The sequence below is a fragment of the Bacteroides galacturonicus genome (assembly GCF_003096855.1).
Lineage (GTDB): Bacteria > Bacillota > Clostridia > Lachnospirales > Lachnospiraceae > Lachnospira > Lachnospira rogosae.
The window spans coordinates 1-14,921 of record NZ_QEOA01000009.1 but is presented as its reverse complement, the minus strand read 5'-3'; the positions used below and the strand labels follow the sequence as shown (position 1 = coordinate 14,921).

Annotated in this window: 19 protein-coding genes and 14 tRNA genes; all 33 read right to left on the bottom strand. The window is 33.4% G+C overall.

What is annotated here, in order from left to right; all coding sequences use genetic code 11:
• Positions 1 to 513 precede the first annotated feature (513 nt).
• Positions 514 to 1,374 (bottom strand): DNA damage-inducible protein D, encoded by an 861-nt coding sequence (dinD, locus tag C7390_RS12975; RefSeq protein WP_055176603.1) that lies wholly within the window; start codon positions 1,372 to 1,374, stop codon positions 514 to 516.
• Positions 1,375 to 1,405: 31 nt separating this feature from the next.
• The gene (locus tag C7390_RS13940) at positions 1,406 to 1,615 is read right to left on the bottom strand and encodes a GIY-YIG nuclease family protein (protein ID WP_444292339.1); all 210 of its coding nucleotides are present in this window, start codon (positions 1,613 to 1,615) and stop codon (positions 1,406 to 1,408) included.
• Positions 1,616 to 1,710: 95 nt separating this feature from the next.
• Positions 1,711 to 2,046, bottom strand: a complete 336-nt coding sequence (locus C7390_RS12965) for a nucleoside triphosphate pyrophosphohydrolase family protein (protein ID WP_055176724.1) — start codon at positions 2,044 to 2,046, stop codon at positions 1,711 to 1,713.
• A 294-nt stretch (positions 2,047 to 2,340) separates the two neighbouring features.
• Entirely contained in the window at positions 2,341 to 3,051 is a 711-nt protein-coding gene (gene hxsA3 / locus C7390_RS12960; protein ID WP_116927932.1) for a His-Xaa-Ser repeat protein HxsA3, read from the bottom strand.
• Positions 3,052 to 3,061: 10 nt separating this feature from the next.
• Positions 3,062 to 4,465, bottom strand: coding sequence for a His-Xaa-Ser system radical SAM maturase HxsB (gene hxsB, locus C7390_RS12955; RefSeq protein ID WP_090140752.1), 1,404 nt, complete (start codon positions 4,463 to 4,465; stop codon positions 3,062 to 3,064).
• A complete protein-coding gene (gene hxsC / locus C7390_RS12950) occupies positions 4,462 to 5,583 on the bottom strand; it encodes a His-Xaa-Ser system radical SAM maturase HxsC (RefSeq protein ID WP_116444311.1) in 1,122 nt (373 codons plus the stop codon). The genes hxsB and hxsC overlap by 4 nt, the downstream gene beginning before the upstream one ends.
• Complete coding sequence (locus C7390_RS12945) at positions 5,568 to 6,599, bottom strand: A24 family peptidase (protein WP_090140750.1); 1,032 nt, start codon at positions 6,597 to 6,599, stop codon at positions 5,568 to 5,570. Before C7390_RS12945 ends, hxsC begins: the two co-directional genes overlap by 16 nt.
• Complete coding sequence (locus C7390_RS12940; RefSeq protein ID WP_090140748.1) at positions 6,596 to 6,808, bottom strand: HxsD-like protein; 213 nt, start codon at positions 6,806 to 6,808, stop codon at positions 6,596 to 6,598. Before C7390_RS12940 ends, C7390_RS12945 begins: the two co-directional genes overlap by 4 nt.
• Positions 6,801 to 7,151: a His-Xaa-Ser system protein HxsD gene (gene hxsD, locus C7390_RS12935; protein WP_318255885.1), complete on the bottom strand. Its 351-nt coding sequence runs from the start codon at positions 7,149 to 7,151 to the stop codon at positions 6,801 to 6,803. Before hxsD ends, C7390_RS12940 begins: the two co-directional genes overlap by 8 nt.
• Positions 7,152 to 7,493: 342 nt before the next feature.
• On the bottom strand, positions 7,494 to 7,643 hold the full coding sequence (locus C7390_RS13810; protein WP_318295701.1) for a hypothetical protein: 150 nt from the start codon (positions 7,641 to 7,643) through the stop codon (positions 7,494 to 7,496).
• 104 nt (positions 7,644 to 7,747) lie between these two features.
• Positions 7,748 to 7,903: a hypothetical protein gene (locus C7390_RS13805; RefSeq protein WP_318255883.1), complete on the bottom strand. Its 156-nt coding sequence runs from the start codon at positions 7,901 to 7,903 to the stop codon at positions 7,748 to 7,750.
• The gene (locus tag C7390_RS12930; protein ID WP_090140744.1) at positions 7,904 to 8,242 is read right to left on the bottom strand and encodes a hypothetical protein; all 339 of its coding nucleotides are present in this window, start codon (positions 8,240 to 8,242) and stop codon (positions 7,904 to 7,906) included.
• Positions 8,243 to 8,277: 35 nt separating this feature from the next.
• Positions 8,278 to 9,129, bottom strand: coding sequence for a DUF5688 family protein (locus tag C7390_RS12925; protein WP_116444310.1), 852 nt, complete (start codon positions 9,127 to 9,129; stop codon positions 8,278 to 8,280).
• Positions 9,130 to 9,286: 157 nt separating this feature from the next.
• A complete protein-coding gene (locus tag C7390_RS12920; protein ID WP_055176606.1) occupies positions 9,287 to 9,625 on the bottom strand; it encodes a hypothetical protein in 339 nt (112 codons plus the stop codon).
• 367 nt (positions 9,626 to 9,992) lie between these two features.
• A tRNA-Lys gene (locus C7390_RS12915) sits at positions 9,993 to 10,065 on the bottom strand.
• Between the two features lie 44 nt (positions 10,066 to 10,109).
• Positions 10,110 to 10,182: transfer RNA gene (locus C7390_RS12910), tRNA-Gln, on the bottom strand.
• A gap of 10 nt (positions 10,183 to 10,192) precedes the next feature.
• Positions 10,193 to 10,266, bottom strand: a tRNA-His gene (locus tag C7390_RS12905).
• Positions 10,267 to 10,365: 99 nt separating this feature from the next.
• Positions 10,366 to 10,439 (bottom strand) — tRNA-Arg (locus C7390_RS12900).
• A 4-nt stretch (positions 10,440 to 10,443) separates the two neighbouring features.
• Positions 10,444 to 10,514: transfer RNA gene (locus C7390_RS12895), tRNA-Gly, on the bottom strand.
• Between the two features lie 20 nt (positions 10,515 to 10,534).
• Positions 10,535 to 10,609, bottom strand: a tRNA-Pro gene (locus tag C7390_RS12890).
• A 169-nt stretch (positions 10,610 to 10,778) separates the two neighbouring features.
• Positions 10,779 to 11,261, bottom strand: a complete 483-nt coding sequence (locus tag C7390_RS12885) for a metallophosphoesterase family protein (protein WP_022501620.1) — start codon at positions 11,259 to 11,261, stop codon at positions 10,779 to 10,781.
• Positions 11,236 to 11,853 (bottom strand): XTP/dITP diphosphatase, encoded by a 618-nt coding sequence (locus tag C7390_RS12880; protein WP_318256000.1) that lies wholly within the window; start codon positions 11,851 to 11,853, stop codon positions 11,236 to 11,238. The genes C7390_RS12885 and C7390_RS12880 overlap by 26 nt, the downstream gene beginning before the upstream one ends.
• A gap of 2 nt (positions 11,854 to 11,855) precedes the next feature.
• Positions 11,856 to 13,004 carry a THUMP domain-containing class I SAM-dependent RNA methyltransferase gene (locus tag C7390_RS12875; protein WP_116444309.1) on the bottom strand — a complete coding sequence of 383 codons (1,149 nt, stop codon included), beginning with the start codon at positions 13,002 to 13,004 and terminating at the stop codon, positions 11,856 to 11,858.
• A gap of 204 nt (positions 13,005 to 13,208) precedes the next feature.
• A complete protein-coding gene (locus C7390_RS12870; protein ID WP_055176612.1) occupies positions 13,209 to 13,541 on the bottom strand; it encodes a rhodanese-like domain-containing protein in 333 nt (110 codons plus the stop codon).
• A 130-nt stretch (positions 13,542 to 13,671) separates the two neighbouring features.
• A complete protein-coding gene (locus C7390_RS12865; protein WP_116444307.1) occupies positions 13,672 to 13,872 on the bottom strand; it encodes a hypothetical protein in 201 nt (66 codons plus the stop codon).
• Between the two features lie 251 nt (positions 13,873 to 14,123).
• Positions 14,124 to 14,197 (bottom strand) — tRNA-Arg (locus C7390_RS12860).
• Positions 14,198 to 14,214: 17 nt separating this feature from the next.
• A tRNA-Leu gene (locus C7390_RS12855) sits at positions 14,215 to 14,301 on the bottom strand.
• Positions 14,302 to 14,332: 31 nt separating this feature from the next.
• Positions 14,333 to 14,405, bottom strand: a tRNA-Val gene (locus C7390_RS12850).
• Positions 14,406 to 14,432: 27 nt separating this feature from the next.
• A tRNA-Asp gene (locus C7390_RS12845) sits at positions 14,433 to 14,506 on the bottom strand.
• 23 nt (positions 14,507 to 14,529) lie between these two features.
• A tRNA-Ile gene (locus C7390_RS12840) sits at positions 14,530 to 14,603 on the bottom strand.
• Between the two features lie 4 nt (positions 14,604 to 14,607).
• Positions 14,608 to 14,679 (bottom strand) — tRNA-Thr (locus tag C7390_RS12835).
• A 26-nt stretch (positions 14,680 to 14,705) separates the two neighbouring features.
• Positions 14,706 to 14,777, bottom strand: a tRNA-Glu gene (locus C7390_RS12830).
• A 59-nt stretch (positions 14,778 to 14,836) separates the two neighbouring features.
• A tRNA-Asn gene (locus C7390_RS12825) sits at positions 14,837 to 14,908 on the bottom strand.
• Positions 14,909 to 14,921: the final 13 nt, after the last annotated feature.

Here is a 14,921-nt window from a genome sequence, read left to right as displayed (position 1 = left end):
AATTCTGGTCAATTCACTAAATTTCTTTGATAATAATACCCTTTTCCCTGTTTATTGTAAATAATGTAAATATTTTGATATTTTTCACTTTTTTCATTAACACCACTTGGAAATAATGAAGAATGAATTTCTTCACAAGACACCCGTTCCCCTCCTAGTCACCGGACACGAAAAGAAAAAAGGGAATGGTCTTCAACCATTCCCTTGACAATGAGCCCACCGGGGTTCGAAGCCGTGAGACCGCTTAAACACTGACTTTCTTAGGTCTCCTTTATGGCACTAGTCCAGTAGGATCCGATAGCCTGTGTAATGATTTTTATGTAATGATTAGTGATGAAATAAGTGCCGGAAAAGTGCCCAAAACTTTTTTAATTATTCTTACGTGATTTCAAGCATCATATACAAACAAATATTCTTACACAACACATATATCAACTGAGTTAATGAACACTCGACTCTAAACTAGCACCTGAAAAATCCATAGTTTTATTTCAAATATAAATATCTTTTAATCTATTCGTCCAACATAAGTTTCCCATTTTGGGCTTTGTTACGCAATCTTTCCATTTGTTCCTTTTCAATTTGTTGAATACTTTTTTCTGGTGTTGGTAAATCTTCTGGCATAGTTCCACCTATTTTTTCTATTGCGTTTCTTACTTCTTTGCCAACATTATAATGAACCGATGTTGCTTTTTCAGCACCTTGCACTTTATCTTTTCTTAATTTTTCTTCTGTTTGTGATATTCTAAACAAATTGGCAATTAACTCTGTACTTCCCATATAATCAAGAATTTTCTGCCCCACTTCCAATTGTTTTCTCGTATGAATATCATCCACATCAAGACCTCCATAAAGTCCCATATAACCCGCATTTTGAAAAATAGCAAACTCTTCATTTGTAATAACACCTGCATTATGAGCAGTTTCTGCTAACATCTGATTCCATTGCTTTATATCCCCTCTCACCACCAACCTTCTATTATCCTCATCCAATTCATTGAAATGATCAGCTACTTCTTGTCTATATGTCTGAATTGCAAAATATGTTTGTCCTAAAGCAATGACCTCTTTTCTCGGATCACCATTTTGAACTATTAAATAGCAAGCATATCTTGATAATTCATAATCCCTTGTAGATTTGTGTGTTGCACCAGCTTCCACGATTTTGCTGACCTCAGCAAAATCGTCCATAACATTATGTCCACTATTTTCACATGCAATCATTGCACGTTTTATTACTTTTTCAAAATTTCGCCACTGAACATAATCTAAAGCAACGGCTAATTCTCTCGCACTCCAATATTCACTACCATTCTCATTAATATGCTTTATATCTTCAAATCTTTTATACTCTATTGCTTTTAAATCACTCATATAAAACTCCTATAAACTAATACTCAAATTACTACTTTTCTTTATTGTCATACTTATAATACATCATATTATTGTCTATTAAAATTTTCTCTATCATTTCACATGCTTTTGAATATGATAATAAAAAAAATTCTCTATCGTTCCTTATTCGATACTGTGATAATTCTTTATAAACCAATTTTTCAGAATATGATGCATCATAAACTCTAAAAACCTTTCTAGATGAAAATGGAAAAACTATACCTGTTGCTCTGTTTTTTATATCAAATTTATTATATATGGTTGTAGGCAGGTGATTTACGGATATTCTGTGAGATGTAATCTATAAACTTGAGTTTATATATCTCCTTTTAGGCGCACTAAAGATTTTTTCGTTTCAAATCCGTCTGGATACCTCATCTTTAATTTATCGATATTTGCTTGTAAAATATCTTCAAGCGATATATCTAATGCTGTTGCAGCTTCTGCCAAATACCAAGCTACATCTCCAAGTTCCTTTGCCAAATGTTCCTTGTCCAATTCATGTCCTTGAGCCATCCATTTTTTTACTATATCAATGGCTTCTCCTGATTCGCCACATAATCCCATTACACTATTTATTAATACATCTCTTTTACTTAGTTCAGGATTTAAAGTAGTCATTGCCAATTCCTGATATTCATTAATCTTCATTCTAATATCCTCCATAATGCACAAACTTCGATTCGTTTTATCCATTTTAACATAAAACTCAACCAAGTTAAAACTCCTATTCTCAATCATTCCTCTCCCCCTGACACCAAGTGCCACAGGAGTAAACATAACTGTTCAATGTTGTTGTTCTTTCTCCTGACATGAATTTTCTCAGTTCAGTATCATTCTTCTTCATTCTTTAAATAAAATAAGAGCAAGTACTGAAAGGTTTTCGTCACCTTAGTACTTGCTCTGTTTTAAATTATTATATTAAATTTTAATTAAATAATCGTGCTATTTTTTATTATCATCCTTATTTTTATCTTTATTCTTTTTTATTTTGTGTGCTAAAACTCCTCCAACTGCTGCCAATGTTCCACCGCCTACTAACGTATTTATTACATCATTACATGCAGAATTTAAAGTTCCAGCATCTATTGCCGCCTCTTCCGTCATTGCTGATGTTGTTGATTCAATTGTTACCGCTTGCGTTGTTGGTGCTATAGTTGTAGATTCTATCGTTGCTGCCTGAGTTGTTGGTGCTGCTGTTGTTGGTTCTATCGTTGCTGACTGTGTTGTTGGTTCTGCTGTTGTTGGTTCTATCGTTGCTGCCTGAGTTGTTGGTGCTGCTGTTGCTGATTCTGTTGGTGCTGACTGTGTTGTTGGTGCTACAGTACTTGTCGAATGTGTTGCGTGATTTGAATGTGTACTATGGGAGCTATGTGAATCATGTGTTGAATGAGTTGCATGATTTGAATGTGTATTGCTATGAGTTGCGTGTGTTGAATGACTTCCATGCGCATTATTAGAAGTCCTATGGGTCGAATGTGTCCTATGCGTTGAATGAGTTCTATGTGCAGCATACACCTCATCACTAAAAAGCATCCCTAACACTAATATCATTCCACCCATTAACAATGCTTTATTTCTTGTTATACTTCCATCTTCATCCTCAAAAAAATCTTGAATAGATTTACTTATTTTAGGAAACTTTTTCTCTTCCATCCATATCACCTCATCTTATCCACGAATATAATATATCCATTTCCTGTTTGTCATTTCTATGTATTATTTCAAATAATAAATCCATAATTGCTGAGTAACTTTTACATCTAAAATCCTTTGGATTTTTAGAAAACAAATCCTTATCGCTGGCATAATTAACAACAGGACAAGTTCCACAGTATGGCTGATATACACAATTATTACATTTTGGAAGACTTTCTATTATAGAGGACTTACATAATGTTTTACATATATCGGAACCAATCATATCCATATATGAATCATTATATACATTTCCTAGCAAGAAAGAACTATCTCCCATTTCATATAACATTCTTCCTTCATCACAGGTAAATATATTGCCATCATAATAATAACTCATTTGTCCTAATGTAGCGCCACAAGGCGAACGTAATTCCATATAATTTTGAGAATAATTTTCAAGTATCTTACACAAAAAATATGCCGCATGCGTTTCAACAAAAAATGTACCATTTTTATTAAGTTCCATTATATACTGAAATGCTTCTTTATAAAAATTTATATATTCTTCTACTGTATATCCAACCTTCTTCCACGAATCATCAGCCATACCTAATGGAGTTAATGGTCTTAAAAAAATATGGTTTATGCCAATCTTTAAATACATATCTATTATCTCTTTAGGATTTTGAATACTTTTTTTAGAAGTTGTTTGAATAGCCCCAACATTTACACCTTTACTTTTTAAATATGCTATTTTATCAATAACATCATCAAAACTACCTATTTTTGATAATTTGTATGGTCTATTATAATTATGAATTTCTCTTGTTCCATCTAATGAAGTACATATACTAACATTATTATCTAACAAAAAATGTAATATATCATCATTCAGACACGTCAAATTTGTTACTATTGTGTATTCAATATGTTTATTTAAAATTTTATTTTTTTCCTTTGAATACTCAATCATACTTTTTATAACATTGAAGTTTAACAACGGCTCGCCACCTTGAAATTCAAATGTCAGGTTATCATTCTTGGAATTCATCGCAATATCAATTGCACGCTTTCCTATTTCCTCTGTCATTTTACCATTCAAATGTGAATTTCTACTATGTGCCTGACAATAAATACAGTCAAGATTGCACATATTGGTAACTGCAAATATATGTAAAGAAGTACCTCCCATACAATATGATTTCATACTTCTTATAAATCCAGAATATTTTTTTATATATTCTTCTATTGATATATTAATAATAAACCCTTTTTCAATCAAATCCTCATAATCTTCATCTTCTTTGTCGATTTTATTATTGCATAATTTATCATATGTTTCTGAATTTACATACTTATAAAATCCCATATCATTTGTAAGTAAATATTCATCCTCACTCTGTTTTTTAGCATTAAAATAACCTATCATTCATTATCACCTTTTATTGGATATACTCTTGGCTTGTAAAAATTTCTTGTAGCTGTAAAAATCCCACAACACATAGACTTCATTTTACATTTATCACATTCAACATAATACTCTGCCTTATATGATGAAATACTTTTCTTCGCTAATGACCAATATCCTCTCTCAATCATACAATAAGGAAAATTATATAAAGCAACATCAATCCCATTTATCATTAATAATTGAATTGCTTTCTTTGACTTTGAAAAAGCCTCCTCATACGATATAACCACTTTATCAGCATTAGCAGCACAATTACCTCGCATTTCAAGTCCTACAAAATGAACTACTCTTACTCTTTTAAATTTTGCAACAATGAGCTTGGCAATATCAAGTATATCATCCTCATTTAGCTTGCTAACTACAATTCTTATTTCTGTTTCAATATTAGCATTAATAATATTAGTCAACCCTCTAATTGTTTGCTCAAATCCACCTTTTGCCTGCGTTATATAATCATGTTTTGATGCTATACTTCCGTGAATAGGTATAGCTATTCTAAGATTTTTCATATTTTCCTTTTTAAACTTTTCAAAAAAACTATAATTTCCCAACGTCCTACCATTTGTTAAAAGCAATATATTGGTATTCGGCAGATGTTCTTTTACTGTTCTATATATTTCTATAAAATTATCTTCACCAATTAAAGTTGGTTCTCCTCCTGTTATTGTAAAATACCATAAATCTTCTGGCATATGTTTGATTACTGTTTCTAGCTGTTCTAATGATAATCCTGTATTATGACTTCGTTCACCATCACTTGCAGGGCACATTATGCAATTAGAATTACATTTTGGAGTTGTCGCAATACCTGCATCTCCTTCTATAACCGAATACCATCTGTAAATTATACCTGTTTCTGATATTTCTAAAACATCTCCATCACAGAATTCATCCATTATTTTTATTTCTTTAGGACTTAATTTTACTGTCTCTCCATCTGGATAAAATACAATTTTATTATTTATAAACTCTCCTACATTTTTTTGTTTATTTAGTAATTCCTTTGTGTAAATTTCTTTAGTAGAAAAAATAAATATTCTATACTTGCTTTTATATTCACTTATGTACCTAACCACAACTTATAGCCTCCTATTATCATAAATATTGCATAACCAATATTTATAAAAAAAGCAAATGGAATTTTCTTTACTATAATTAATTCATCTTTCCCATTCTTTGTTCTTGCCCATCTTTTAATACTATCTACTTCCTCATCTGTCAGTCTGGCTGCCATATCTTCTGATACTTTCATAGGCAGACCTTTTATGTTTGAGTTTAAAAATAACATTACTGATGATGCAGATAATATCATTCCTTTTTTTATATCTAAAGTCTTAATTGGTGTATAACTATACCTATCTGCCCATTCACGAAGAATAACTATAACCAAAACAATAATTACGTTTTTTAAATCAATTTTAAAATTTATTGGAGATATAAGAGAAAGAACCATAAATAAAACCAATAACAATATCAATAGACTATTTCTTAATTGTCTGCTTACTTTTACAAGAACTTCTTTCATTATCAATACAAAAAACATATTTCCAAAAACAAATATTATGTAATTTTCAATATAAAACTTTCTCAATAAATAATATAACAGCTTTTGAATATCTGCTGAAGCCAAAAATACTAATAACCAATTCATAATAAAGAATTTTACATTTATATTTTTCAAAGAAAGCTTATTATATGTTTCTTTTTTGCGAATATATGCATATATACTATCTATAATCAAATATACATATACCGATGAGTATGAAAAAACTATTACTTGGAAAATCGCCATTCTATCCTGAACATATAATATATTAGGTGTCAATATAGCCTCAACTATAAATAACTTAGAATCACCACCAGCCCATATATGTAATAAATAAAATAATAATGAACAAATACATGCTATAACTAATTGTATTATCATTATATCTATATTTTTGTAATCTAAAATTTTCAATATAACAGCTATTATTCCTATGACTAAAAGATTTTTATTAGGAATTATCCCATTTTTCTTATCACTGTAATAACTTATTAATGCAATATAACAAAATAATATTATAAGAACCACATTAATTACCATTGTCATATCAATCCTCTTTGATTATTTAAATCAATGACATAATTTTCAAATTCTTTCAATGTAATTTCGACATCATAAATACAATTTGTAAATACGCATCTTAAAAAATTTTCTTCAATATTAACAACAATATTAGATATTCCAGCAAATTCTTTAACTGCCATTTTAACAAGACCATAATTATATATTTCTTTACTAAGTTTTAACTCATTCATTATCAAACCAATCCCTCATTGAACTGTTATCATCGACATTCAAATTAATATCTGTTTGTATTTCATCATCATATATAACTGAAGATGCCATTGACCTTGCAAAAAGAAGTTCTCTAATATTTTTCGTTTGTTCAAATACTATCTCTCTATTAGCAAATTCAATAAGTTCATTCTTAAATTCACCTTCTATGGATGTATCTGCCTTCCCATCTTTCTTTTGTATACTAATAACAAACTCATCCTTATTAGAATCCAAGTGAATATAATATTCATCTGTGAATTTATAACAGGTCTTTAATAAGACTTTTTTATCATAAATATCTTTCTTAATTGAGAAAAACATATTAATTCCTTTCATTTATTTATAATTTTTATCACCAATTTATTATACTATATTACTTTTATATACTCACTTATATCTATACCTTTCACCACTTAATAAATTAATTCGCATTAATTTTTTTCTTATTATATCAAACTCTTGTATTAATTCTAATAATTTTATTAATTGAATCATAATATTTCTTTTTGTACTACTATATAGCTATCACTAGCAAGTGCTCCTAATCTTATGAAAAAATATACATCTTACAAATAAAAGTAAATAGGAATTATTATCTCCAAATCTGCCTTTTCAATACCATTTTCTCTAGTATTCTTCTGCTCAAGGCTTTGTTGCATACACTCATTCATCTATTACATATACTTTACCTTCTACATAGTTGCCATCAACAGAAAAAAACTCATATTCTGACTTATGTTTATGCACTTTCTGTGCGTCTGAAGGCATTTTCTCATTGATACCTTTCGTTACATATCTGTCCTTATCAAACATCTTATCACTCACTTCCTGTTTACGCTTTATTACTATTATAAATACTTCTCATATGGCAGAAAAACGACCTCTTTCATATCATCTGAATCAAGAACTATCTGCTCTTATATTTGGGTAATGTTATCACCATCAATAGTAGGGTAAAGTCCTATCAGTATTGCCTTGTCTCCTTTATACCCTTCTATTCTTCTCTTTATCTCATATGTCCTGTCTCCATTGAATACAACCTCTGTTGTTATCTGTTCTCTCTTAGTTTCCATTTACTGCTCCTTTCTGCAATCACGATAGAAAAATACCCAGTATGCTTCTGTTCCTATATATGCCCTTACGTGCCACTCATAATTATTGTCCATACATATCAGGTCATCAAACTCATACTCATCTTCATCCAGGTTACAATTAGCAAGACAATCTTTATATACCGCACTATCTATGCCATTATCATCTGTCAGTATGTAGAAGTTGCCACAGGCTCCATCCTCATAGCTTTCCTCAACAAGTCCTATATGATACTTGGCATTTTCTATTACCTTATTAGGTATACTTTTATCAATCCTTATGATATTCTCCAGTTCCTTTTCACTTTTGAATGTATACATATGACCTCCTGTTCTGTAAGCATTGTTTTACATTTTCACTCAGCAATTCTTAATGTATCTGTTGCAACATCATAGTAATACGGACTATCAGACAATCTTTCAACCTCGCTCACATTTTCATAGTTAACCTCTTTAATCATCTGCCTTATATATCCAACATCAACCTTATTCTTATCTGCTATCATCAGCAACACTTCGTGAATTGATGAAGGAATTACAAATACTCCATCAATCATCTTTTCCACACAGAACTTCTTTAAGACTTCTGGATATAGCATACATATTGCTCCAAACTGTCTTGTTTCATTTGACAATATAAAAAGAGTCTCAGGAATATCTTCTACAATATCCTGAGACTCTTTCATCATATCATTAAGTGTTTCTGTCATAGATTTTATATCTGGAGCATAGCATTCTTTGGTATTCTTCATTGCAATGGTATACAATTCATCTTCTGTCACTCTTAACATTGCCATCATACCATTATTGATATCTGATGATGTTATTCCCTCTGAATCTTTCTTGAAGATTATCTTATATACAATAACCAGATCCAGACCTTCTACCATTCTATGTGGCATATCCTTTAGCCGTTCCTTATTCGCTTCAGCATTGATTAGCATAGCAACTATGTTGTCCTTCTGTTTCTTAAGGCTCATTTCAAAGTCTATATCAGGAAGAGGACTGCTTTCTACATCACCAAGAAATGCTTCTAATGCTTCTCCATTCCAGTAATATATTCTTCCGATTTTCTCTCCATTCTTCCTGACAGAAATACCTTTCTTCACAGTATCATTGTTCTTTGTTACATCAACAATTCTTACCTCGTAATCATCACCAAGTCTTTGCTGTAGCTTACCAACAACAGCACTTATCTTGTCATCCATAGCAAACCTCCTGTAAATAAAATAAGAGCAAGTACTGAAAGGTTTTCGCTACCTTAGTACTTGCTCTGTTTCTTGTATCAAATTTATTATATATATTTACAGGTTGGTGATTTGCAGGTATCTTGTAAGATGAAATCTATAAACTGGAAGTTTTCATTTATTTCTTTTTGCGGCATTTGGGTTCAATACCTACTACATACGCTACCATAGCCGCAATACTAATAAGCATTGCACCCAATATAGGTATAATAATCAAACCCGAATTAAGCCCATCTAATAAAGGCAATCCAATTAACGTAAACAAAATACCATACACGCACCACAATATGCCCAAAGCACGATTATAGCCTTTCACATCTTCTATGGGCGCTACCTCGGCATTTGCCCAAAAACCGAAAGGTTTTGCTTTCTTGGAATTAAAATCATAAATGCCCATTACAATAAATAATACGCCGATTATTACCCAAATAACAAATGCTATTAATCTTCCTTCCATAATATGTATCCTTTCTTTGTAGTTCTGTAAATTCAAAGTTTCTGTTCCATATAAAACTAATTTATTGGGATTTACCAAATCGCCAAACAACGATTTGTTTTACCAATTTTAACATAAAACTCAACCTAATTGCACTAATTAAAACTAGAATTATCAATCATTCCGCTCTCCACTATCACCAAGTGCCCAAAAAGTGCCCAACTTCACCACCAACGATTCTCCCAGTATTTATGCGGCTTTGCAGACTTTTTATACTTTTTATATTAAAATCACACTTTCCCCATTCTTAGACTACGACACCTGTTTGACCCCTAGTCCACTATGGCAAAAAAAGAAGGGAACGGTATTTCAACCATTCCCTTTGCAATGAGCCCACCGGGGTTCGAACCCGGGACACCTAGATTAAAAGTCTAGTGCTCTACCAACTGAGCTATGAGCCCTTATGCTATTAACTGATGATTGGGAGTTCTATCAACCAACCCAGCTGGGCTAGCTGGATTCGAACCAGCGTAATGCAGGGATCAAAACCCTGTGCCTTACCGCTTGGCGATAGCCCATTAATTAAAGGGTGGATACAGGGATTCGAACCCTGGACCTTCAGAGCCACAATCTGACGCGCTAACCAGCTGTGCTATACCCACCATAACATAAAATAAGAGTTCTCTTAGAACTCTCTTACAAGTTAATTAACAACTTGTATCACACTTTTTAAGTGCTTAACCAATATGGTTAAAAAAAAGTGTGCCCGGGGGGATTCGAACCCTCGACCCACGGCTTAGAAGGCCGTTGCTCTATCCAGCTGAGCTACGGACACACAAAGCGGGTGATGGGAATCGAACCCACGTATCTAGCTTGGAAGGCTAGTGTTCTACCATTGAACTACACCCGCATAATATATTAAATTGTAAGTCGGGGTGACAGGATTCGAACCTGCGACCTCTTGATCCCAAATCAAGCGCTCTAGCCAAGCTGAGCCACACCCCGAAAGGTTTTATCTTGTTGTTGTTTCTTAAGTTCTTAACTCGTGTACCGCAACAACAAGATAGATTATATGCTATGATTCGCCATATGTCAACACTTTTTTGAAACTTTTTTTGAATTTTTTTAATTTTTTTGAAGCATATACTCCAAACGCCCTATTTTACTGGGTTTCCTATACATTTTTTAATTCAAAATTAAACTCATTATTGTCATTAATCTCTAAAATTATGTAAGTTGGTATACCATCAGCCTGTCTTGGATACGATATGCTGCCAGGATTAATAAGTGTTATATTATCCTCCACGATAATAACCGGCCTGTGTGTATGTCCAAACATAACTATATCCATTCCTCTGGCAACAGCTTCCTGCTCAATAACTTTCAAATCCAAAGATACATAATAATTATGTCCGTGTGTCAGCCATATTTTCTTACCGCCAAGTTCAATTTCTTTCTCGCGGTCAAGCGGTGAAAAGAAATCATTATTTCCAGCTATAAATATAGTTTCACAGCCGGCTATGCTTTTTATTACCTCTTCTTCGCCTTCAACATCACCAAGATGTATAAGCATATCCAGATGTCCCTCGTTATATATAGCCTCTGCCAGATTACCGTGTCGTCTGTGCGTATCACTTACTATCATTATCCTCTGCATATAATTCCTCCGATTTGTCTAACTCTTCTTTAATCAGAGCCAATGCCTTGCCCCTGTGGCTTATCTTATTCTTCTCCTCAGGTGCAAGTTCGCCAGACGTCTTGCCATATTCTGGAAGATATACAATCGGGTCATACCCAAAGCCATTATCTCCCTTTATCTCTTCGGCAATAAGCCCTTCCATTGTTCCTCTTTTAACTATTTCACGTCCATCTGGAAAACAGACTGCAATTGCACATACGAAGCGTCCGCTTCTGTCACTTTCCTTAACGCCCTCAAGCTTCTGTATAAGAGCTTTATTCTTTATATCATAAGAAGTATCGTGTCCCATAAATCGTGCAGAATACACGCCAGGAGCTTTATTAAGATAATCTATCTCAAGCCCTGAGTCATCTGCCATTGTTATTTGGCCTGTAAGCTTCATAATTGCTCTTGCTTTTATCAAAGCATTTTCTTCAAATGTCGTTCCGTTCTCTTCAATATCAACATCAATTCCAGCTTCTTTCATAGAAATAATGTCGTACCCCTTCAGGATTTCTTTAACTTCCTTAACTTTATCCTTGTTATTAGATGCCAAAATAATACTCTTCATAATTAACCTCTCTTTGGTGGCTTAGGACCCATAAATGAATAAAAATATGTCTTAAGCATTCCATTGTATATTTTACGGTTCTTATCTGCCTTACGTCCAAAATATTTAACTGCATCTTCATATGATGTAATCATATATGCTGACCACGAATCCAGCTTTTCAAACTGCTTTCCAAATGCTGAATATATAGCTGGAAGCGTCTCTTTGTCTTCAAGACGTTCACCATATGGCGGATTAGTTATTATGAAGCCATATTTTTTGTGATGGCTTAATTCGCTGACACTTCTTGCCTGAAAATGTATCAAATCCTCAACACCTGCATTGGCAGCGTTGCTTCTTGCTATTTTAATTACATTTTCATCAATATCAAATCCCTGAATATCTGTGTCTATACTTAAATTAATTAAGTCTTCCGCTTCTTCTACTGCGTTATCCCACAGTTCATTATTTATTATATTAGTCCAGCGTAAAGATGTAAAGCGTCTATTCATTCCTGGTGCAATATTGGCTGCTATCATTGCTGCCTCAATTGGAAATGTTCCGCTTCCGCAAAATGGATCTATAAGTATACGGTCTGATTTCCAAGGCGTAAGCATTATAAGTGCAGCCGCTAATGTCTCTGATATTGGTGCTTTTCCTGCCGCTGGTCTATAACCTCTTTTATGTAATGAATCCCCTGATGTATCAAGCGAAATAGTCACAACGTCCTTCATAAGGCTTACTCTTATAGGATAGCTGTTTCCGTCCTCCTCGAACCAATTAACGGCGTATTTGCCCTTTAAACGCTCTACAATTGCCTTTTTTACAATTGACTGTATATCTGATGAGCTAAAGAGCTTACTATTGATAGAATTAGCTTTAGTAACCCAGAACTTGCCATTCTTAGGAATGAATTCTTCCCATTCCAGTTCTTTAGTATTATCAAACAGTTCAGTAAATGTTGTTGCCTTGAATTCACCAACCTTAAGCAGCACACGCTCTGCTGTTCTTAAGAAAATGTTAGCTCTTGCAATCGCATCCGCATCTCCTATAAATGTAACCTTTCCATCTTCCACTTTGGATATATCATAGCCTAAATCGTATATTTCACGCTTTAACACTGACTCTAATCCAAAATGACACGGTGCAATCAATTCATACGTATTCTTCATATGCCTGCATTTCTCCATTCATACATTCTTTTATAGATTTTATAATAATTGTTCTATCTGGCAGTAATGCCTGACTAGCAATATTAAACCATTTTATTCTTAATATCGAACAATATATATCAATATTAAAATGCTTACCATAAATAATCAAGTAAAATAGTTAAATCACATTTTCTCTTCACTAAAATTTCATACCTTCAGATATTATGGCTTTAACTGTAAATATCTTCCGTTATATCCTCTTATTCCACCAGCCAGTGATTTCACAATATACCCATATAATGCAAGCTTATTACATACAAGCAGACTATTTGTTCCAGTTTCGCAATATAATATATATATGGCACTTTTATCCCTGTATTGGCTTTTAAAGGCTCTAATGCCCTCATACGAGCTCAGATAGTCATATGGATAATTTTCTGCTCCTTTTATATGACCACTGTCATACATTTCTTTACTCCTTATGTCAATAATATAAGAATAAGGATTATTTATATAATATTCTAACTTTCTAGGTCCTATTAATTCACAATTCATATTACACATTTCTTATATTTATTTTAATATATTTTATGCTCGATTTTCATAACTATAACCTAAATCCCTATGTATCAGGCTGTTTGCACAGCCTTTCATTGCAAACAACCATCTTTATAAGAAATGCTTTTTAATAGCAGTCTGAGCTGTCTGTAGACTTGTTATATGAATTCTTTGACGAATTCTTTGATGAGTTAGAAGAACTTTTTGATGAGTTCTTTGACGAATTAGAAGTATTTTTTGATGAATTCTTTGATGAACTCTTGTTATATGCGTTCTTTCCAGCTTCGTTATAGCTGTTAGATTCGTTTTTAGATGAATTATATGACATACCTGTGTCCTCCTTTAATTTAGTTCACTGTTTAGTATGTCTATTATTAATGGTTTTATTCACAGTTTTAAAGTTCTAATTTCCAAATAAGATTTCTTATTGCAAATAATGTTTCAGTTTTCAAAGCATACTGGCATTTGAAATTTGATTAATACTTTTATATTTAAAAATATGTAACAAACACTATTATAAAATAATAAACAAAAAGCCCTGCATCATCTGTATGCACAGATAATACAGGGTTGATAAGATGTACGTGACAAGATTCGAACTCGCGGCCTTCTGGTCCGTAGCCAGACGCTCTATCCAGCTGAGCTACACGTACTTATTGGATAAACCAAATGCCGGCAACGGGAATCGAACCCGTATGGGAGTATAAGTCCCGCAGGATTTTAAGTCCTGTGCGTCTGCCAGTTCCGCCACACCGGCCTGATAAATAAGCAGTTTATTCAATAAATGATGGGACCTACAGGGCTCGAACCTGTGACCCTCTGCTTGTAAGGCAGATGCTCTCCCAGCTGAGCTAAGATCCCATATATACAACATTATTCTATTGTAAACGACCCGGATGGGGTTCGAACCCACGACCTCCGCCGTGACAGGGCGGCGCTCTAACCAGCTGAGCCACCAGGCCATATTAAACAGAACAAAAGCAAGTGGACCTTCGGGGACTCGAACCCAGGACCGACCGGTTATGAGCCGGTTGCTCTAACCAACTGAGCTAAAGGTCCAAAGAGCCGACAGTCGGAGTCGAACCAACAACCTGCTGATTACAAATCAGCTGCTCTGCCATTGAGCCATGTCGGCAAATTAAAACCTTTTGTTCTGTTTTATGACTCCAAGGGGATTTGAACCCCTGATACCACCGTGAAAGGGTGGTGTCTTAACCGCTTGACCATGGAGCCGAAATATCTATTAAAAAAAATAAGAATGAGTGTGAGCTATCACGAATTCATTCTTACAGCTCCCCGAGTAGGGCTCGAACCTACAACAACTCGGTTAACAGCCGAGTGCTCTACCATTGAGCTATCGAGGATTACACCTGAGTT

Coding starts and splice junctions, on each gene's coding strand:
- dinD (WP_055176603.1), bottom strand. CDS start 1,374: ATGAGTGATTTAAAAGCAATAGAGTATAAAAGATTTGAAGATATAAAG.
- C7390_RS12965 (WP_055176724.1), bottom strand. CDS start 2,046: ATGAAGATTAATGAATATCAGGAATTGGCAATGACTACTTTAAATCCT.
- hxsA3 (WP_116927932.1), bottom strand. CDS start 3,051: ATGGAAGAGAAAAAGTTTCCTAAAATAAGTAAATCTATTCAAGATTTT.
- hxsB (WP_090140752.1), bottom strand. CDS start 4,465: ATGATAGGTTATTTTAATGCTAAAAAACAGAGTGAGGATGAATATTTA.
- C7390_RS12945 (WP_090140750.1), bottom strand. CDS start 6,599: ATGACAATGGTAATTAATGTGGTTCTTATAATATTATTTTGTTATATT.
- C7390_RS12940 (WP_090140748.1), bottom strand. CDS start 6,808: ATGAATGAGTTAAAACTTAGTAAAGAAATATATAATTATGGTCTTGTT.
- hxsD (WP_318255885.1), bottom strand. CDS start 7,151: ATGTTTTTCTCAATTAAGAAAGATATTTATGATAAAAAAGTCTTATTA.
- C7390_RS13810 (WP_318295701.1), bottom strand. CDS start 7,643: ATGTTTGATAAGGACAGATATGTAACGAAAGGTATCAATGAGAAAATG.
- C7390_RS13805 (WP_318255883.1), bottom strand. CDS start 7,903: ATGGAAACTAAGAGAGAACAGATAACAACAGAGGTTGTATTCAATGGA.
- C7390_RS12930 (WP_090140744.1), bottom strand. CDS start 8,242: ATGTATACATTCAAAAGTGAAAAGGAACTGGAGAATATCATAAGGATT.
- C7390_RS12925 (WP_116444310.1), bottom strand. CDS start 9,129: ATGGATGACAAGATAAGTGCTGTTGTTGGTAAGCTACAGCAAAGACTT.
- C7390_RS12920 (WP_055176606.1), bottom strand. CDS start 9,625: ATGGAAGGAAGATTAATAGCATTTGTTATTTGGGTAATAATCGGCGTA.
- C7390_RS12885 (WP_022501620.1), bottom strand. CDS start 11,261: ATGCAGAGGATAATGATAGTAAGTGATACGCACAGACGACACGGTAAT.
- C7390_RS12880 (WP_318256000.1), bottom strand. CDS start 11,853: ATGAAGAGTATTATTTTGGCATCTAATAACAAGGATAAAGTTAAGGAA.
- C7390_RS12875 (WP_116444309.1), bottom strand. CDS start 13,004: ATGAAGAATACGTATGAATTGATTGCACCGTGTCATTTTGGATTAGAG.
- C7390_RS12870 (WP_055176612.1), bottom strand. CDS start 13,541: ATGAATTGTGAATTAATAGGACCTAGAAAGTTAGAATATTATATAAAT.
- C7390_RS12865 (WP_116444307.1), bottom strand. CDS start 13,872: ATGTCATATAATTCATCTAAAAACGAATCTAACAGCTATAACGAAGCT.